Annotated in this window: 19 protein-coding genes; 12 read left to right on the top strand and 7 right to left on the bottom strand. The window is 62.9% G+C overall.

What is annotated here, in order from left to right:
• Window positions 1-233, bottom strand: a 233-nt coding sequence (locus VIG90_RS19565) for a hypothetical protein (RefSeq protein WP_331595201.1), incomplete at its 3' end; no start/stop codon positions are given.
• Window positions 234-516: 283 nt separating this feature from the next.
• On the opposite strand from VIG90_RS19565, the gene VIG90_RS19560 reads away from it, so the two are divergent.
• The 3 genes from VIG90_RS19560 to VIG90_RS19550 all read left to right on the top strand — a co-directional run bounded on the left by VIG90_RS19560 (window position 517) and on the right by VIG90_RS19550 (window position 3,686).
• A complete protein-coding gene (locus VIG90_RS19560) occupies window positions 517-2,031 on the top strand; it encodes a M23 family metallopeptidase (RefSeq protein WP_331595200.1) in 1,515 nt (504 codons plus the stop codon).
• 309 nt (window positions 2,032-2,340) lie between these two features.
• Complete coding sequence (locus VIG90_RS19555; protein WP_331595199.1) at window positions 2,341-2,823, top strand: GAF domain-containing protein; 483 nt, start codon at window positions 2,341-2,343, stop codon at window positions 2,821-2,823.
• Window positions 2,824-3,125: 302 nt separating this feature from the next.
• Entirely contained in the window at window positions 3,126-3,686 is a 561-nt protein-coding gene (locus tag VIG90_RS19550) for an AAA family ATPase (protein ID WP_331595198.1), read from the top strand.
• 33 nt (window positions 3,687-3,719) lie between these two features.
• Here VIG90_RS19550 and VIG90_RS19545 read toward each other — a convergent pair whose 3' ends face one another.
• From VIG90_RS19545 to gcvA, 4 genes are all read right to left on the bottom strand, one after another.
• Window positions 3,720-4,718 carry an MDR family oxidoreductase gene (locus VIG90_RS19545; protein WP_331595197.1) on the bottom strand — a complete coding sequence of 333 codons (999 nt, stop codon included), beginning with the start codon at window positions 4,716-4,718 and terminating at the stop codon, window positions 3,720-3,722.
• A gap of 27 nt (window positions 4,719-4,745) precedes the next feature.
• Complete coding sequence (locus VIG90_RS19540; RefSeq protein ID WP_331595196.1) at window positions 4,746-5,195, bottom strand: NfeD family protein; 450 nt, start codon at window positions 5,193-5,195, stop codon at window positions 4,746-4,748.
• A gap of 7 nt (window positions 5,196-5,202) precedes the next feature.
• Entirely contained in the window at window positions 5,203-6,165 is a 963-nt protein-coding gene (locus VIG90_RS19535) for an SPFH domain-containing protein (protein WP_331595195.1), read from the bottom strand.
• A 127-nt stretch (window positions 6,166-6,292) separates the two neighbouring features.
• Window positions 6,293-7,201 carry a transcriptional regulator GcvA gene (gcvA, locus tag VIG90_RS19530; RefSeq protein WP_331595194.1) on the bottom strand — a complete coding sequence of 303 codons (909 nt, stop codon included), beginning with the start codon at window positions 7,199-7,201 and terminating at the stop codon, window positions 6,293-6,295.
• Window positions 7,202-7,451: 250 nt separating this feature from the next.
• On the opposite strand from gcvA, the gene VIG90_RS19525 reads away from it, so the two are divergent.
• From VIG90_RS19525 to queE, 4 genes are all read left to right on the top strand, one after another.
• A complete protein-coding gene (locus tag VIG90_RS19525) occupies window positions 7,452-7,661 on the top strand; it encodes a hypothetical protein (protein ID WP_331595193.1) in 210 nt (69 codons plus the stop codon).
• Window positions 7,662-7,847: 186 nt separating this feature from the next.
• The gene (locus VIG90_RS19520; protein ID WP_331595192.1) at window positions 7,848-9,293 is read left to right on the top strand and encodes a hypothetical protein; all 1,446 of its coding nucleotides are present in this window, start codon (window positions 7,848-7,850) and stop codon (window positions 9,291-9,293) included.
• A gap of 52 nt (window positions 9,294-9,345) precedes the next feature.
• Window positions 9,346-10,044 carry a 7-cyano-7-deazaguanine synthase QueC gene (gene queC, locus VIG90_RS19515; RefSeq protein ID WP_331595191.1) on the top strand — a complete coding sequence of 233 codons (699 nt, stop codon included), beginning with the start codon at window positions 9,346-9,348 and terminating at the stop codon, window positions 10,042-10,044.
• A gap of 12 nt (window positions 10,045-10,056) precedes the next feature.
• Window positions 10,057-10,689: a 7-carboxy-7-deazaguanine synthase gene (gene queE, locus VIG90_RS19510; protein ID WP_331595190.1), complete on the top strand. Its 633-nt coding sequence runs from the start codon at window positions 10,057-10,059 to the stop codon at window positions 10,687-10,689.
• Between the two features lie 64 nt (window positions 10,690-10,753).
• Here queE and VIG90_RS19505 read toward each other — a convergent pair whose 3' ends face one another.
• A complete protein-coding gene (locus VIG90_RS19505; protein WP_331595189.1) occupies window positions 10,754-11,605 on the bottom strand; it encodes a PEP-CTERM sorting domain-containing protein in 852 nt (283 codons plus the stop codon).
• Between the two features lie 279 nt (window positions 11,606-11,884).
• Here VIG90_RS19505 and VIG90_RS19500 point away from each other — a divergent pair, with 279 nt between their 5' ends.
• Complete coding sequence (locus VIG90_RS19500) at window positions 11,885-12,580, top strand: pentapeptide repeat-containing protein (protein WP_331595188.1); 696 nt, start codon at window positions 11,885-11,887, stop codon at window positions 12,578-12,580.
• Between the two features lie 138 nt (window positions 12,581-12,718).
• On the top strand, window positions 12,719-13,543 hold the full coding sequence (locus VIG90_RS19495) for a hypothetical protein (protein WP_331595187.1): 825 nt from the start codon (window positions 12,719-12,721) through the stop codon (window positions 13,541-13,543).
• On the opposite strand, the gene queF is transcribed toward VIG90_RS19495, so the two are convergent.
• The gene (gene queF, locus VIG90_RS19490; RefSeq protein ID WP_331595186.1) at window positions 13,525-13,998 is read right to left on the bottom strand and encodes a preQ(1) synthase; all 474 of its coding nucleotides are present in this window, start codon (window positions 13,996-13,998) and stop codon (window positions 13,525-13,527) included. The genes VIG90_RS19495 and queF overlap by 19 nt on opposite strands.
• A 299-nt stretch (window positions 13,999-14,297) precedes the next feature.
• Here queF and sseA point away from each other — a divergent pair, with 299 nt between their 5' ends.
• The 3 genes from sseA to VIG90_RS19475 form a co-directional block, all read left to right on the top strand.
• The gene (sseA, locus tag VIG90_RS19485; RefSeq protein ID WP_331595185.1) at window positions 14,298-15,140 is read left to right on the top strand and encodes a 3-mercaptopyruvate sulfurtransferase; all 843 of its coding nucleotides are present in this window, start codon (window positions 14,298-14,300) and stop codon (window positions 15,138-15,140) included.
• Between the two features lie 16 nt (window positions 15,141-15,156).
• Entirely contained in the window at window positions 15,157-16,368 is a 1,212-nt protein-coding gene (gene metC, locus VIG90_RS19480) for a cystathionine beta-lyase (protein WP_331595184.1), read from the top strand.
• A gap of 277 nt (window positions 16,369-16,645) precedes the next feature.
• A partial coding sequence (locus VIG90_RS19475) for an alcohol dehydrogenase catalytic domain-containing protein (protein WP_331595183.1) occupies window positions 16,646-17,499 on the top strand: 854 nt, incomplete at its 3' end.

Genomic DNA, 17,499 nt, shown 5'->3' with positions numbered 1-17,499 from the left:
GCGGTGCAGAGGAAATAACGTGCGTTCGGCGGGACGATTCGCTCCTCGCCGGTAATCAAGGCGACTTGGTCAGCCCCCTTGAGTGTGACCACGCGGTCATAGACCTCCCGCGCCAGAAGACGCAGCGGAAAACCAATCATTCCAGAGGAGTGGGCGCACAAACGCTCAACCGCCAGGTGGGTTTTCCCGGTGTTTGTCGGCCCCAGGACGGCCGTAACCTTGCTCGAACCCATTGCACCCATATCACTTCGGAATCTGATATCCCCCCCAACGCAATGCAAGGGTCGCTCGGCAAAGATATTGTACGTTTCGCCGTATCAAAATCCGGATGTCGTATGGCGGACGGAATATTAAGAGTTTGTTTACCTCAAGAGTAGAAATTTTCTCCCGCTATCAGCTTGGCTATTGGTTGACATCGGCACTCAAGCGGGACAGTTTTCGCAGCTGTCGTGTTTTGGATTACCTGTCTCTTCGATTGGGCGGGTGAGTCGTGCAGGGACTCAGGGAGACTGGGGTTTGCTGAAAACGGGCCTCGTAGCGCTTGCACAAAGCGAAACGGACACTATTGGCATTGCGCCTTTGGAAGCAGGTGAATTCGATCTGGCCGTTGATCTCGGCCATCAGATCGGATCCCTTCGCTGGTGGCGCGGCCTGGTCACGCTCGGCGGTCTGCTGACCGCCGCGAGCTGGCTCGCCTTCACCAATCCAATTCAGCCCCTGCCTGCCACCACCACCTCTTCCATCGTCACTGCCCAGCAGATCGAAGTTTATCAGCCGTCCGTCATCGGACCGCTGATGTCCGGCGCGCAGACCGGCGAGCGCGTGCCGATGCTTCCGCTGGCCAAGACGATCGCCGAGGAACCCGAGCCGGACACTGTACATAAGGAAGTGCCGCTGGCCCGCGGTGGTTCCCTCGAAACCATACTGCGCCGTGCCGGCGTCTCCCGCACGGATGCACGCAAGATCGCCGAAGCCGTCGGCCCGGCAGCCGAACTGAAGGACCCGCCGCGCGGCTCCACGCTCCAGATGACCCTCGGCCGCCGCGTCTCCAGCAAGGACCCCCGTCCGCTCGAGATGCTCTCCTTCCGCCCCTCCTTCGACCAGCATGTGCAGGTCGCCAAAGTTGGCGGAGACTTCATGGCCAAGTCCATGGATATCAAGGTGGTGAAGGCGCCGGCCCGCGTGGAAGGCGAAGTGGGCGGCAGCCTCTACGTCTCGGCCCGCAAGCTGGGCGTGCCTTCCAGCATCGTCGCCCAGTACATCAAGGCGCTGTCGTTCGGTGTGGACTTCGCCCGCGAAGTGGCCTCCAGCGATCGCTTCAGCTTCGTTTACGAGCGTGAAGTGGCCGAGACCGGCGAAGAGAAGACCGGCCGCCTGCTCTATGCTCGCCTCGAGCGTGGCGGCAAGCGCAAGGACGTGGAGTTGACCTGGTTTCAGCCCAAGGGCGAGCGTGGCCAGTTCTTCCACCCGGACGGCGCTTCCATCCAGAAACTGCTGATGCGCACCCCTGTTGACGGCGCACGTATTTCTTCCCAGTTCGGCGTCCGTCGCCACCCGGTGCTGGGCTACACCCGCATGCACAAGGGCATGGACTTCGCCGCTCCCACCGGCACGCCGATCATGGCGGCAGGCTCGGGCACGGTGGTGTTTGCCGGCCGCCATGGCGGCTATGGCAACTACGTCAAGATTCGCCACTCCAATGGCTATGAGACCGCCTACGCCCACATGAAGGGCTTCAAGGCCGGCATTCGCCGCGGCATTCAGGTCGCGCAGGGCGAGGTCATCGGCTACGTCGGCACCACCGGCCTGTCTTCCGGTCCGCACCTGCACTACGAAATCTACAAGGGCGGCAAGGCGATCAATCCGGCTGGCACCGCCATCCCCACCGGCTCTTCGCTGAAGGGCTCGGAACTGGCCCGCTTCAAAGGCGAAGTGGAGAAGTTCCGCTCGCTGCCGAAAAATCAGGCCGCCGAGCAGGTTCTGGTGGCCGCAGGCATCAACCCGCGCAAGATCACCAAGCAGCCGGGCTAAGGCGCTTCATCAGCACCCGAACGTGACACGGAGCATGGTCAGGCTTGGCAATGCTCCGCAATCGCCCGTGAGCACCCCTTGCAGTGCGATTCCAAACCCTCGCGCTACACCCCTAGCCGAGATAGGCAAAAACCTCTCAGTGAGCGTTTAAAGCCGACTGTGGGCCCGTCCGCTTTTGACTGGACAAACAGGCCACTGATCGTCCTGGTCAGCCTGCTCCGCCGCGCTTGTTACAACTGAAATCACGTCGTATCTGCTGGCTTTCCGGATTCGGCGGGCTGCCCCGCCCTGCAACAGATGGAACACGGCATGTTTGAAGTGAAAGCTCTCAGCGAGAACAAGACGGACAGCTATGCGGAACTGCTGACCCAGCTTGATGGCCTGACCAGCGGCGAGCCCGATCCGATTGCAAACATGGCCAATGCTGCGTCCCTGATCTTTCACAGCCTGCCCGACCTCAACTGGGCCGGATTCTACCGCCTGATTGACGGCGTGCTGGTACTCGGCCCCTTCATCGGCCGCCCGGCCTGCATCCGCATTGCCATCGGCAAGGGTGTCTGCGGCACCGCCGTCGCCGAGAACGCAACCCAGTGCGTTCCGGACGTGCACGCCTTCCCCGGCCACATTGCATGCGACAGCGCCTCACGCAGCGAACTGGTCGTGCCGATCTCCCACGAGGGCCGCATCATCGGCGTGCTCGACCTGGACAGCCCCAGCCCTTCCCGCTTCGACGAAGAAGACGCCCTCGGCTGCGAACGCCTGATGGCCCTCCTCGCCCCGCGCATCGCCTGAAACAACGCCGATAAAGCGCAGCGCACCCAGCGAGAGACACCAGAGCCCCGATCTGCCCACCCGATCGGGGCTTTGACGTTGGCAATCGGTGCAACACAGACCCAGGCGGGGTTTGTCCACAACAACTGTGGATAACCATGTACATTCCGCAAGCACAACAGGACTAAGCATCTGTATTTAAAAGGCTGAGTACCATTTGATTAAAAAACGGGCAGTCACGCTTCGCCTCGCTATTCAATTAGCGGACCGGAGGATCAACACAGTGGCGGGCAGGATGAACAACAGCCACGGATGGAACGGTTATGACTGACCACCTCTTCGTGATCACGGGCGGTCCCGGCTCAGGCAAGAGCAGTCTCGTCAACGCTCTGGCCAACGTCGGCTTCAGCCATATGCCCGAGGCGGGACGCGCCATCATTCAGGATCAGGTCGCCATCGGCGGCAGCGCCTTGCCCTGGGGCGACCGGGCCGCCTTCGCTGAACTGATGCTGGCGTGGGAACTGCGCTCCCATCGGGAGGCACGCGCACTGCCAGGCCCCGTTGTTCTTGATCGCGGCGTGCCGGATGTGATCGGCTATCTTACGCTTTGCCGCTTACCGGTGCCGCCACACGTGCAGCGGGCGGCCGAGGTTTTTCGATATAACCGGACGGTCTTCATCGCCCCACACTGGTCGGAAATCTTCGCGCAGGACGCAGAGCGGAAGCAAAGCCCGGAGGAAGCGGAGGCCACATATCAGGCCATGGCGTCAGTCTACGCCAGCCTCGGCTATACCCTGGTCACGCTGCCGCTCGCGTCCGTCCCGGAGCGCGTCGCCTTCGTACGCACGCACATCGCGGAAAGACAGAAACAGCCGGTAAAATAGCGCAAGCAAGGGATTTTAAGTCCCTCGATGCCCTCAGTGCATCTCCACCACCACTCGGCCTTTCACCTTGCCGGCAAGGAAATCGGGCGCAAGGGCAGGCACGTCCGCCAGTTGAACTGTGCGGGTCATGGTCTTGAGCTTCTCCCGGTCGATAAGCTGATCGAGGCGCAGCCAGGCTTCGCGGCGCAGGCCCATCGGGGCCTGAACGGAATCGACCCCTGCCAGCGTGACCGAGCGCAGGATAAACGGCATCACCGTCACCGGCAGATCCGCTCCTTGCGCCAGTCCGCAGGCCGCAACGCATCCGCCGTAGCGGGTCTGGGCCAACACATTGGCAAGCGTATATGAGCCAACCGTATCGATTGCGCCGATCCACCGCTCCTTGCCCAGCGGCTTGCCCGGCCCGGCAAGCTCATTGCGGTCGATGATCTCGTCCGCGCCGAGAGACTTGAGATAATCGGCCTCCTCCGGCCGTCCGGTGGAGGCTGCAACCGAGTAGCCAAGGGCACAGAGCAGGGAGATGGCAACACTGCCGACGCCACCCGCCGCGCCGGTGACCAGCACCTGCCCCTCGGTCTGATGAACTCCGTGCCGCTCCAGCGCCATCACGCACAGCATGGCGGTATAGCCCGCCGTGCCGATCGCCATGGCCTCGAACGGAGTGATATTCTCCAGCGGCACCAGCCACTTGCCGTGCACGCGGGCGCGGCTGGCATAGCCGCCGTAATGGGTTTCGCCCAAGCCGTAGCCATTCAGAACCACCGCATCGCCCGGCTTGAAGTCGGGGTGTGCGGAGGAACGCACCCGCCCCGCCAGATCAATACCGGGGATCATGGGAAATGTCCGGGCGATGGGCGCTGCGCCAGTGATGGCGAGGCCGTCCTTGTAGTTCATGCATGAATGGCTGACGTCCACCACCACGTCGCCTTCCATCAGCGCATCCTCGCCAAGGGTAACGAGGTCAGCCTTCATCGCCGCGCCGTCTTTCGTCAGCATCAGCGCCTGGAATTGATCGTCCGCATTTCCGCTCATCGTCGCGCCTCTTGCCTGGGGCTTCCGCTATCCGATGTGCTCAACGATCAACGTGGCCCCTTCGGTTCGCACAATACGCATCACCGTGCCTGCCGGGGCGTCCGGCCCTGTGACCAGCCATACCGTATCGTCCAGCTCCGCCCGGCCAGTGCCATGGAGAATGGGCTCCACCAGCACCACGGCGCGGCCCGGCAACTGGTCCGCACGGCGGCTGACGCTGCTCGGCCCGCTGCCCTGATGCCGCTTCGCCCACTTCCGGCCCCACAGCACGGAGACGATGGCGAGGATGGCGAACACCGCCAGCTGGCCCTCCCAGCCCAGACCCGTCGCCAGCGTGACGAACCCGGTCAGGCCTGCGGCAATGCCCAGCCAGAGCATGAACGCACCGGGGGCGACGGTTTCCACCGCCGCCAGCACCAGCGCCGCAACCCACCACGCCCAGAAGGTTAAGAAACCGGCCATCGGCTCCAGATTCATGGCCGCCTCACTGGTCGCGGGTGCGCGGCAGGCCGGTTGCGGCCTGTGGAGCGCCCGGCGCCCCCTCGCTCGCCACCGCCTTCACCAGTTCGCCGATGCCGCCCAGCGAGCCGACAAGCGCGGAGGCCTCCATCGGCATGAAGATGACCTTGCTGTTGCGGCTGTCGGCGAAAGCGGTCATGGCCTCCACATATTTCTGGGCAACGAAGTAGTTGATCGCCTGCGCGCTGCCCTTGGCAATGGCCTCGCTCACCAGTTCGGTCGCCTTGGCTTCGGCCTCTGCTGCACGCTCGCGAGCCTCGGCGTCACGGAACGCAGCCTCGCGGCGGCCTTCGGCTTCCAGAATCTGGGACTGCTTGGCACCCTCGGCCCGCAGGATTTCCGAGTTCCGCTGGCCCTCCGCCTCAAGAATGGCGGCGCGCTTCTCGCGCTCGGCCTTCATCTGGCGGGCCATGGCGTTCACAATATCCTGCGGCGGACGGATATCCTTGACCTCCACGCGCGTCACCTTCACGCCCCAGCTATGGGTGGCCTTGTCCACCACCGTCAGCAGGCGCGCGTTGATGGCGTCACGCTGCGAGAGCGTCTCGTCCAGATCCATCGAGCCCATCACCGTGCGCAGGTTGGTGGTGGTCAGGTTCATGATGGCGTTCATGAGGTCAGACACCTCGTAAGCCGCCTTGGCCGAGTCCAGCACCTGGAAGAACACCACGCCGTCCACGCCCACCATGGCGTTGTCGCGAGTGATGATCTCCTGCCCCGGAATGTCCAGCACCTGCTCCATCATGTTGATGCGCCGCCCGATGCTGTCAACGAAGGGGATGATGAGATGGAAGCCCGGCGTCAGCGTCTTGGTGAAGCGTCCGAACCGTTCGACGGTGTACTCGAAGCCCTGCCGGACCGTAACCACGCCCTTGGCCACCACAACGATGGCCACGATCGCCAGAACGATGAAGAAGGTTGAACCCATGTGCATGTCTCCCCTGCCTGATGCCCGTCATTGTGACGCATCCGGCACGGTTGGCAAGGGCAGTGCACAGCTTGAAAATCCGGTTTGTCAGCGGGGATCTCGCGCCCTCGCGTGGACCAAGCGGCCCTCAACCCTGATGCGCTGCGGCTTCCGCCTTCACCCACTTGATGAAGGTCTGCACCTTCTTTAGCCGCCACTGCGGCTCCGGGGCGACAAGGTGGTAGCCGAACTCCACAGCATGAGTACTGTCGAACAGGCGCACAAGCCGCCCGGCCTCGATGTCGGCGGCGGCAATCGCAGCCTTGGCCAGCACCACGCCCTTGCCGGCCGTTGCGGCCTCGATGGCCAGAGAAGACTGGTTGAAGTGCAGGCCCCGCTCAGGATCCGGGTGATCGACGCCCGCGGCCTTCATCCACATCGCCCAGTTGGGACAGCCATCGTCCACATCGGCGGCTTCGTCATGAATGAGTGGCAAATTCACGAGGTCATTTGCCGTCTTGATCGGGAAGCGCTCCAGCAGCGAGGGCGCGCAGGCCGGGTACACATGCTCGTCCAGCAGCTTCTCGCTCATCAACTCCGGGTAATCGCCACGCCCGAAACGAATGGCGAGGTCGATGTTTTCCTGATTGAAGTCCACCAGTTGCATGGCGGCGAAGATGCGCACTTGCATTTCCGGGTGCTGCTCCACGAAGCGCTCAATCCTCGGCACCAGCCATTTGGCGGCAAAAGACGGCGGCACGCTGATGGTGAGCGACTTCGATGTCTGCGCCACCTGAAGAGTACGCACTGCCTCCTCGAACTTCAGGAAACCGTCCCGCAGCGGCGGCAGAGCGCGCTCGGCCTCGGGCGTCAGTGCCAGATTGCGCCCCAATCGCTTGAACAGGATGACGCCAAGCAGGTCCTCCAGCGCCCGGATATGCTGGCCAACAGCCGCGGGCGTGACCGCAAGTTCATCGGCAGCCTTGGTGAAGGACAGGTGACGGGCCGCCGCGTCGAAGACACGCAAGGCATTCAGCGGAAGATGAGTGCGCTTCATACTGTTGGGTTAGGGCTTTTTCACCCTCTTGTTCAACTGTTTTTGCAGGGCAAGTCGCGCCAGGTGCATCTGAGACTGCCTTGCTCTCGCCCTGCGCCGCGCCTGGGAACCACAACCTGTCGGCAAATTTTACATCCGCAATGATTCCGTCGCTCTCGTTAATCAATCAAGTTATTGATTTATCAGTTCATGGAACCATTTGGCCCGGCAATTGCTTAACAACTTGTTACCAAACTGTTAAGGTCTGCCCATGCTGAAAGTGACCCCGGCCCTTCCTGCCCCGCACCGGTACGGTCTCACCGCCGTCGCCCGGCCGGATCGTCTGCGGCAGGTGCCGGCTGTAACGGCAGCAGAGGCTGATCCGCAGGAACGGGCCCGCGCCTTCTATATCGATCGAATTGGCGAAGCTCGCGCATCTGCCCATTCCGCCAAGGGCCGCCTCCTGAACATCTCCGCCTGAGGCCAGCCGCCAATCGCCCGGCCCTCCCGGCCAAGTGCAGAATTTAATGGTTTCTTGGCGCTTTGCGCCTTAGCCTGACCCACCTGACCAGACATGTATGGTGGATTTTCTCTGCTATGGGCGCTGCACAGCCTCACCTTGGTATGATCGCCCACGGCACGTTCCCCCTGCCCCATGAGCGCGTCCATGAGCGCGCCTGATCTGACCAGCATCAGCCAGCGGATTCGCTCGCTGCTTTTCAACCGGGATGCCTTGGCTGGGGACGGGGCCGGAGATGGGGCGGCAGTCAGCACCGGTGCGCCCATCGAAAGCGACGAACCCTCTCAATTTGCCAACCATCTGAAGGAACTGGCCCAGGAATACGGCCAGCTGGCCCTTGGACGGCTGCAGGTTCTCGGCTTTCAGGCGGTGCAGGAGCAGATGGGCGATCACTGGCCCCAGTTCGCGGCGCGCGTGCCCGAGGTGATCGAGACTACCTTCCGCCGTCGTCTCGGTCCGAGCGACATGTTCCGGCGCTATGGCGAGCTGGTTTACCTCGTAATCTTCGCGGGCCTCAGCCACGATGAAGCCCGCATCAAGGCGCATTTCCTTGCCGAGGAGATCTGGCAGCAGCTCTTCGGCATGAGCGAGGCGGACGACAAGCTCGACGTCTCCATGCTCACCATCAATCTGGAAGCAGGCGTAATCGAGCCTCTGGCTGATCTTGATGATCTGCTTGAGCGCCAGTTCGCGGCCGTCGCGCAAGATGCAGCCTCGCTGTGCGATGACGATCTTCCCTGGCTTCCGTCCACGCCGCGCCCAGAGTCAGAGGCCACGTCTCCCGCCCGGCCGGAGACTGCGCTCCCCGCTCGGCCGCATCCGGCCAAATTTCCTGGGCCAGCGCGCCCGGCGGGGCAGTCTTCCCTCACCTTCACGCCGCTATGGGCGGTCCGTCGCAATGCCGTGTCGTCCTATTATGCACGCATGCGGCTGATCCTGGACCCGCGCGACGTACTGTACGGCCACGATATTCTCCGCCGCGCCACCGCGCCGCGCGACACCTACGAGTTCGATCTCGCAACCCTGGCCCGAGTGCATGCAGAGGTTCAGCGTCTCGGCCGCCGCAATGCACCCAGTGTCATCATCTGTCCGGTCCATTACACCACCATGGTCAACCGGGAGGCCCGGCAGGAGTTTCTCGGCCTGTGCGCCAGCCTGCCGCGTGCCGCCGCCCGCCATCTCATCGTGGAGGTCAGCGGCATTGCCGAAGGGCTGCCGCCGCACACCGCATACGAAATCCGCCACTGGCTGAAGCCCTTCTGCCGCACTGTCTGGGCGCAGGTTCCGCCCCTGCCCGCTGCCGTGCGCAACATCAAGGATGCTGGCTTCAGCGCCGTCGGCTTCGATGCCCGCCACGTCAGCCCCGCACGCTTCGCCTTCACCGCCGAGCTGTTTGCCGAGGCCGCCCGCAAAAGCGGCATGCGCTGCTATGTCCATGCCATCTCGACACCTGCCGCTGCCAGTGCTGCCGCCAGTGCCGGGTTCGACCTGCTGAGCGGCGATGCCATCCAGCGCCCGCTCGACAAGGTGCGGGCTCCCTTCCGCCTCACGCTGGATGCAATCGCACCGCTTGTTCCGGCTGCAGAGACGTAAGGCACGCCGCGCCCCCTTGCCCCACAGGCGCGCAGGGCGCATAGGAACCAGTATGACAAAAGCCGCTGTTGTTCTCCTGAGTGGTGGTCTGGATTCGGCCACCTGTGCCGCCATCGCGAAAGCCGAGGGCTACGACATCTACGCGCTGACCATTAATTACAATCAGCGCAACCGGATCGAGCTGAACTCCGCCCGCAAGCTGGCCGATGTGTTCGGCGCGAAGGGGCATGTCGAGCTGCCGGTGAACCTGTCCGCCTTCGGCGGCTCGGCCCTCACCGCCGACATTGCCGTGCCTAAGGGCCGCAATGAAGACGAGATGGCGGACGAGATTCCCATCACCTACGTACCCGCCCGCAACACCGTGTTCCTGAGCCTCGCGCTCGGCTGGGCGGAAGTGATCGGCGCGGAGGACATCTTCATCGGCGTCAATGCGCTCGACTACTCCGGCTACCCGGACTGCCGCCCCGACTTCATCCGCGCCTTCGAGGCGATGGCGATGCAGGCCACCAAGCGCGGCGTGGAGGGCACATGGAAGCTGACCGTCCACACCCCCTTGATCGAGAAAACCAAGGCCGACACCATCAAGACCGGCGTGGCGCTGGGCCTGGACTACGGCCTGACGTGGAGCTGCTACGACCCGACGCCCGAGGGCCTGCACTGCGGCCAGTGCGACGCCTGCAAGCTCCGCCGCCGCGGCTTTGCAGATGCAGGCGTGCCCGACCCCACCCGTTACGCCTGCGAGCCGGTATAAATAGGTCTGGCAATGGTTTACACCGTCAAGGAACTGTTTCTTACCCTTCAGGGCGAAGGCGCACACACCGGACGCCGCGCCGTCTTCGTGCGTTTTGCGGGCTGCAACCTGTGGACCGGCCGCGAGGAAGACCGGGCAAAAGCCATCTGCCAGTTCTGCGATACGGACTTCATCGGCACGGATGGCCCCGGCGGCGGCAAGTTCACGACGCCTGAAGCCCTCGTCGACGCCGTGGAAGCCGCATGGGGTCCAACCACGGAACACCGCTACGTGGTCTGCACTGGCGGCGAGCCGCTGCTGCAATTGGACGCCCCGCTCATTAACGCCCTCCACGCGCGCGGCTTCGCCATCGCTATCGAGACCAATGGCACGCAGGAAGTGCCCGAGGGCATCGACTGGGTGTGCGTCAGTCCCAAGCTCGGCTCAGACATGATCGTGCGCAAGGGCAGCGAGCTGAAACTGGTCTATCCGCAGGCAGGCGGCGACCCTGTCCAGTTCGAAGCGCTCGATTTCGAACACTTCTTCCTGCAGCCGATGGATGGACCCGATCGCCTTGCCAACACACAGGCCGCGACCGAGTACTGCCTCACCCATCCCCGCTGGCGCCTTTCCCTCCAGACGCACAAGCTGATCGGGATTCCCTGATCCCTTGGCAGAGCGGCGGCCCTTAACCCAAGCCGCCGCTCTGTTTTGCACCGCCTGATTGCACCTACGCGGCTTTGCGGCGGCGCAGACCGGCGATACCAAGAATGCCGAGACCCAGCAGACCAAGAGCAGCCGGTTCAGGCACTGCGCTCGGGACGAAAGCGATCCCGGCGAAATTGTCTCCCAGCGCCCCCACGGAGGTTGCGATCCCGGTCAAGGGATCGATCAGGGCCAGGAACCGAAACGTGTCGCCTTCGTCGGAATTCGCACGGACGATGCCCCACAGCTCTCCCGTGTCAGGATCGGTGGCAAGGCCGTTGAGCCCAAGCACCTCGAAGCCCGGCAGTGTGACGCCCACTGTCAGAAGGGTTGCGCCGTTCGTTGGGTCGAGCACATGCAGATCGCTGCTGAAGACTTCCGCGCCGTAGAGCGTATCGCCCACGAAGGCGAGGCCTTTGAGGTTGTCCTCAACGTCGCCGATATCTGTCGCCGCCCCAAGCGGAGTTACATCAAAGAACTCGTCATCCCGATCCACCGCCAGAAAATTCCCGGTGTTCGGATTGTAGGTGATCGCAAGCGTCTCATCGTCCACGTTCGGGCCGACAAACTGGGTCGAGAGCACAATGGTCCTGGTGTTGAGATTGATGGCTTCCCAGAAGCGATCCCCATCGCTGATACCGGAAGCGTGGTACATCAGGCCGTCATTGGGATTGTAGGCGATGGTTTCTCCATCGTCTCCGTTGCCAAGCGCCATGAAGAAGGTTGAAGATGCGTCAGACTGATTGATGACGAACAGGCTTTCAGGTGTCGTCGCGCCATCGCCAGTCACACCATAGAGCACCGCCGCCTCGGCGGAAACCGCCCCCAGAACCAGACAACCAGCGGCCACGACAATGCCTCTCGTCCACTTTCTCACGTGCATCTCCTGAAAAAGCCATGTTCAACCTTCCTCAGGCAAATTCCGTGCCGAAAAATTTTTATTTAGTGTTCAGAACATTACAAAAAATCAAATCAATTAGGTGTAAATGAGATCGACAAACGCAGTAAATTAATAAATATAATTTCATTATTTCTCATAATTACTTCGCATTCGTTGGAAATTCTCGACGCACGTATACTGACTGCCCGCCATGGAGCTTTTCACACTCCCCAAACCGAGCGTTGGAGCCCGTCGCTCGCTGCGCTATCAGGCGGCATGACCAAGGATATCTTTGCCGATCGCGACATCCGCGAGAAAACCCTGTCACGGGCCGATGTCGTGGCGCTTGCAGCCTCTGGCCAGCCTTGCGCCCTGACCGACTGCGACCTGGAAGAAGCCGATCTGTCGAGGCTCGATCTTGCCGGCTGGACGTTCGAGCGCTGCACCCTGCGCCGGACGAATTTCACCGAGACGAGGCTGGAAGGTTCGCGCTGGCAATCCTGCCGGGGGGCGCTCAGCGACTTTACGGGCGCGGACCTGTCAGAAGCACGCTTCTTGTCCGGCGACTTCAACAACGCTGCCTTTCGCCGTGCCCGGCTCGGGTCTGCATCGTTCCGAGGCTGCAAGCTGACAGGGGCAGACCTCAGTGATGCCAAGGCGCTGGATGTAGTTTTCGAGGAAACTCTGCTGATCAACGCCAAGCTACCCGCTTTCTCCTTCCGCAAGCTTACCCTGCGCCGGGTCGATTTCAGTCAGGCCGATCTGCGCAAGAGCGATTTCCGCCAAACGATGTTCGAGGACTGCAGCCTGCGCGAGGCCAGCCTTGGCGGCTGCCACTTCGACGGCGCTGACCTGCGCGGCGCAGACCTTGGCGGCTTGCGTCTGGTGGATGCGGGTCTGTTCCGCGGCGCGACAATCTCGCGGGAGCAGGCCGGGCAACTGCTGGCAGAACTGGGGCTGATCGTCCGCTGAAGCTTGTTTCCGGTAGATGCGCTTTGGAATCAGCTCAGCGCCAATATCCCACCATTGGCCGCGAGACTATTACGGTCTTGTTGCAGTACATTCCCCTCCACATGCGCAACGAAACCCGACCGAGAGAGGGGAATGCCAATGTCTGGAGTGCGAGCCGCCCAGTCAGAAGATATACAGTGGCTTTTCAGGATCATTGCGTGTTTTGCTGTCTTCGCTGCCGCGCTTGTTTTGATTTTTCTCTATGATTACAAAATCATGCAGGCCATGCTACGTGACCGGGCCGAATGGGGCGCACAGCCCTTCTACCTCGGTGCGATCAGCCAGATTGGCATTCTGACTTGGGCGGCCGGCGCAGCCATCGCCCTGTTTACCGTCGCCGTCGCAGAGGACGAAACCACCCAGCCGGAGAAGTTGACGCTCCTGCGCTGCATCGGCCTGTTCAGCCTCATCCTGTGTCTTGACGATGTATTTCAGGTGCATGAGGTGGTGGCGCCGCGCTACCTCTACATTGATCAGAAGGCGGTGCTTCTTCTCTATGCCCTTTCGGCGCTGATCATCGCTTTCACGTTTCGACGGCAACTCTTGAAGCGACCCGTACTGCCCGCAGCGGCGGTATCTGCTCTTGCCATCTCCATGGGGCTGGATCTCACCGAGCCTTACTGGCCCAACCTGACCATTCAATTGCTTGTAGAAGACACGTTCAAGCAACTGGGCATCCTGTTATGGACGAGCTTTATCATCCAGCAGGCACTGGCCGTCCTGACGAGCCCGCGCGCTGTGACACTGGCCCCGAATCCTGCGGAAGCTGAAGCGGAGATCAGGCTGCCCCAAGCCGCGCCGCAACCGGCCATCGTAGCGCACACCGCAGCGCGGGCGAGCACCGGCGTGAAAAAAGCGAAAGGGGCGCAGGGCCCCTTTCATCCGGTTCCACCTCGGGTTGAGCCTCAACCCCGGCCACGATAGCCCGGCACACCCTGATCCGGCACCCAGACGTCCGCGGGGGCCGGGCCGGTCTGCCAGAACACGTCGATGGGGATGCCACCGCGCGGATACCAGTAGCCGCCAATACGCAGCCACTTCGGCTTCATCTCGGTGGCCAGGCGCTCGGCAATGCCGACCGTGCAATCCTCATGGAAGCCGCGGTGGTTGCGGAAGCTGTGCAGGAACAGCTTCAGCGACTTGCTTTCCACGATGGACTGGTCCGGCACATAGTCGATGACAATGTGCGCGAAGTCCGGCTGGCCCGTCACCGGGCAGAGCGAGGTGAATTCCGGGCAGGTGAAGCGCACAAGATAGTTGCGCCCCGGCCGGGGGTTCGGCACGTAGTCCAGCCGCGCTTCCTCGGGAGAGTTGGGCAGCGGCGTCTGCTTGCCAAGCTGGGTGCCTTCAAGCGGCGTCATGTCGGGGGATGTCGTCATACTCTCCGCTTAATCCCACCGGCGTTTCGGGTCAAATCCCCCGGCCTCACGCCCGCACCATGCCGCCGCCAATCACGCAGGCCTGTTACACGAGTTGTAAATGGCGGCTGTCAATGATGTAAAAATGTGAAGTCAAACCTGTCGAACGTGTCACCTTAATATGAGTCCGTGTGGTGTGGTTTGCCTGTATGGATAGTGCGTCAGGTTCGCTCCGCCCCCGGCAGGCCTTCCTGAAACGACCTTACACTGAAACCACGCACTGCCGACACCATAGGACGATCGGCATGAGGAGAACCGGCATGGATGCTCTGGTTAGCACCGAATGGCTGGCGCGGGAACTTGGCGCCAGCGACCTGCGCATTGTGGACGCGAGCTGGCACATGCCCGCCGCCAATCGCCAGCCCCGCGCTGAATTCGAAGCGGCGCACATTCCCGGCGCGGTGTTCTTCGACATCGACGAGATCGCAGACACCTCCAGCAGCCTGCCCCACATGCTGCCCTCCCCCGAGAAGTTTGCCAGCCGCATGCAGGCGCTGGGTCTGGGCGATGGCAGCCGCATCGTCGTCTATGACAACTCCGAGCTGCGCTCCTCCGCCCGCGTGTGGTGGATGCTGCGGGTGTTCGGCTCGCACCAGGTTGCCATTCTCGACGGCGGCCTGCAGAAATGGCGGTCGGAAGGTCGCCCGGTCGAATCCGGCAAGCCGATCGTGCGCCACCGCCACTATACGCCGTGGATGGACGACAAGGCCGTCCGCTCGCTGGCACAGATGAAGTCGAACCTTACCACCAAGGCGGAGCAGGTGCTGGACGCCCGCGCCGCCTCCCGCTTCTCCGGCAGCGAACCAGAGCCGCGCCCCGGCCTGCGCTCGGGCCACATCCCCGGTGCGCGCAACCTGCCGTACAAGGAACTGCTGAACGAGGACGGCACCTTCAAGCGCGGCGAGGAGTTGCGCGCCGCGTTCGAGCAGACCGGCGTTGATCTCTCCCGTCCGGTGGTCACCACCTGCGGGTCCGGCATCACGGCGGCAGTGCTGACTTTCGGCCTGCATCTGCTTGGCCATGACAAGGTTGCGCTTTATGACGGGTCGTGGACCGAGTGGGGCAGTCAGCCCGACACCCCCGCAGTAACTGGCTCGTTGTAACAGGCGCTTGAGACAAATGACCGAGAAGACGGCAGCACACCGAACCGCAACCAGACTGATCGAGGCCGGGCGTCGCCCGGATTGGACCCACGGCGTGGTGAACCCGCCCGTGTACCACGCCTCCACCTGCGTGTTCTCCACGCTGGAAGCCTTCGATGCTGCCGTCCGCTCGCCCGATTCCGGCCTCTACTATGGCCGGCGCGGCACCCCGACCACCTGGGCGCTGGAAGAGGCACTGACCGAGCTGGAACCGGGCGCGGCGGGCACCAAGATCTTCCCTTCGGGCGTTGCCGCCATCAACACTGCGCTGCTCGCCACCATTCAGGGCTCCGGCGACCATCTCCTGATGGTGGACAGCGTCTATGAGCCCACCCGCACCTTCTGCGACAAGGTTCTGGCCCCGCTCGGCGTCGAGACCACCTATTACGACCCCACCATCGGCAGCGGGATCGCGGACCTGATCCGCCCCACCACCCGGGCCGTGTTCGTGGAGTCCCCCGGCTCGCTGACCTTCGAGGTGCAGGATATTCCGGCCATCGCCGAGATTGCCCACGCCCACGGCGCGGCGGTCATCCTCGACAACACCTGGGCAACGCCACTTTATCTCCAGGCCATGACGCTGGGCGTGGACATGTCCGTGCAGGCGCTCACCAAGTACATTGGCGGCCATTCGGACCTGATGATGGGCTCCGTCACCGCCAACGCGCAGTGGCTGCCCGCCATGAAGGCCGCCACCTACCGCATGGGCCAGTGCGCCGGACCGGATGATGCCATGCTCGCCCTGCGCGGCCTGCGCACGCTGCAGGTGCGCCTCGAGCGCCATCAGGCCAGCGGCCTCAAGGTCGCCGAGTGGCTGGCCCAGCATCCGCTGGTGGAACGCGTCATTCACCCCGCGCTGCCCGGCTGCCCCGGCCACGACCTTTGGAAGCGAGACTTCAAGGGCGCAACCGGCCTGTTCTCCTTCGTGCTGAACCGGGGTCAGCGCCGCGAACTGCCCGCGCTTGTCGACAACATGCGCTTCTTCAAGATGGGCTTCTCGTGGGGTGGTTATGAAAGCCTCATCCTGCCCACCAACCCCACTTCCATCCGCACCGCCACCCGCTGGCATACGGACCACCCGATGCTGCGCCTGCACATTGGCCTTGAAGATCCGGACGATCTGATCTCGGACCTCGCCCAGGCACTTGAACGCTACGCCGCAGCAACGGCGGAAAATCCTGTCGCTTAAGTTTTCTGGAGCATTTCGTGCTGGAGGGATCTGCCCATCCAGCACGCTCCAACATCTGGAGGTCTGCGACCTTGCCGGTTGATGGCGGACTCCCCGGCAAACATCGCAAGAGCAAAGCTTACCGGGCCGCCGTTAGTTACGACAACCCGCCCAAACACCCGCGAATCCATCCGTGCGGTCAGGCAACCCAGCCATCGCTGGCACGTTGAGCCCAGAGCCTGCGCCTTCTGTTTCGCGCTTGTGCGCAGGATGTCACGGCAGACGGTGGAGCCTTGCGATGAAAGCGATTGTCTTTCACGGAGTTGGGGATATTCGCATCGACGAGGTGCCCGATCCGAAAATTCAGGACCCGGCGGACGCCATCGTGCGCCTTACCGCCTCCGCCATCTGCGGCACGGACCTGCATTTCATTCGCGGCACGGTCAGCGGCATGAAGCCGGGCACCATTCTGGGGCACGAGGGCGTGGGCGTGGTTGAGGAAGTCGGCCCCAACGTGCGCAATTTCGAGCCTGGAGACCGGGTGGTCATCCCCTCCACCATTGCGTGCGGGGCCTGCTCCTACTGCCGCTCAGGGTACTTCGCTCAGTGCGACATCGCCAATCCGGGCGGCAAGCGTGCCGGCACGGCATTCTTCGGCGGACCGGAGGCCGCCGGCGGTTTCGATGGCCTTCAGGCGGAAAAGGCGCGCATTCCCTTTGCTCATACCGGGTTGGTGAAGCTGCCGGACGATGTGACGGACGATCAGGCCATTCTGCTCTCTGACATCTTTCCCACCGGCTGGTTCGGGGCGAAGTTGGCGGAGATCTCCAAGGGCGATACGGTATTGGTGCTGGGCTGCGGGCCGGTCGGGCAGTTCGCCATTGCCAGCGCCAAGCTGCTGAACGCGGGCCGCGTGTTCGCCGTTGACTGCCATGAGGATCGCCTCGCCATGGCCCGCCGTCAGGGCGCGGAGGTCATCAATTACGAGAAGGAAAACCCGGTCGAGGCTATTCTGGAGTTGACCAACGGCATCGGGGTTGACCGCGCCATCGATGCGGTGGGCATCGACGCTACCCGCGCACACCATGGCCCCGCCGCCGAGGAATCAGAAAAGCACGCGGACGAGTTCAAGCAGGAATTGAAAGTCATCGC

This window comes from Pedomonas sp. (assembly GCF_036515995.1).
In the GTDB taxonomy this organism is placed as follows: Bacteria; Pseudomonadota; Alphaproteobacteria; order Sphingomonadales; family Sphingomonadaceae; genus Pedomonas.
The sequence above is the reverse complement of the archived record's forward strand: the minus strand, read 5'-3'. Positions and strand labels throughout refer to the sequence as shown.

Excerpts from the sequence above, each read along its gene's own strand:
- VIG90_RS19555 (WP_331595199.1), top strand. The coding sequence starts at position 2,341 with ATGTTTGAAGTGAAAGCTCTCAGCGAGAACAAGACGGACAGCTATGCG.
- VIG90_RS19550 (WP_331595198.1), top strand. The coding sequence starts at position 3,126 with ATGACTGACCACCTCTTCGTGATCACGGGCGGTCCCGGCTCAGGCAAG.
- VIG90_RS19545 (WP_331595197.1), bottom strand. The coding sequence starts at position 4,718 with ATGAGCGGAAATGCGGACGATCAATTCCAGGCGCTGATGCTGACGAAA.
- VIG90_RS19540 (WP_331595196.1), bottom strand. The coding sequence starts at position 5,195 with ATGAATCTGGAGCCGATGGCCGGTTTCTTAACCTTCTGGGCGTGGTGG.
- VIG90_RS19535 (WP_331595195.1), bottom strand. The coding sequence starts at position 6,165 with ATGGGTTCAACCTTCTTCATCGTTCTGGCGATCGTGGCCATCGTTGTG.
- gcvA (WP_331595194.1), bottom strand. The coding sequence starts at position 7,201 with ATGAAGCGCACTCATCTTCCGCTGAATGCCTTGCGTGTCTTCGACGCG.
- VIG90_RS19525 (WP_331595193.1), top strand. The coding sequence starts at position 7,452 with ATGCTGAAAGTGACCCCGGCCCTTCCTGCCCCGCACCGGTACGGTCTC.
- VIG90_RS19520 (WP_331595192.1), top strand. The coding sequence starts at position 7,848 with ATGAGCGCGCCTGATCTGACCAGCATCAGCCAGCGGATTCGCTCGCTG.
- queC (WP_331595191.1), top strand. The coding sequence starts at position 9,346 with ATGACAAAAGCCGCTGTTGTTCTCCTGAGTGGTGGTCTGGATTCGGCC.
- queE (WP_331595190.1), top strand. The coding sequence starts at position 10,057 with ATGGTTTACACCGTCAAGGAACTGTTTCTTACCCTTCAGGGCGAAGGC.
- VIG90_RS19500 (WP_331595188.1), top strand. The coding sequence starts at position 11,885 with ATGACCAAGGATATCTTTGCCGATCGCGACATCCGCGAGAAAACCCTG.
- VIG90_RS19495 (WP_331595187.1), top strand. The coding sequence starts at position 12,719 with ATGTCTGGAGTGCGAGCCGCCCAGTCAGAAGATATACAGTGGCTTTTC.
- queF (WP_331595186.1), bottom strand. The coding sequence starts at position 13,998 with ATGACGACATCCCCCGACATGACGCCGCTTGAAGGCACCCAGCTTGGC.
- sseA (WP_331595185.1), top strand. The coding sequence starts at position 14,298 with ATGGATGCTCTGGTTAGCACCGAATGGCTGGCGCGGGAACTTGGCGCC.
- metC (WP_331595184.1), top strand. The coding sequence starts at position 15,157 with ATGACCGAGAAGACGGCAGCACACCGAACCGCAACCAGACTGATCGAG.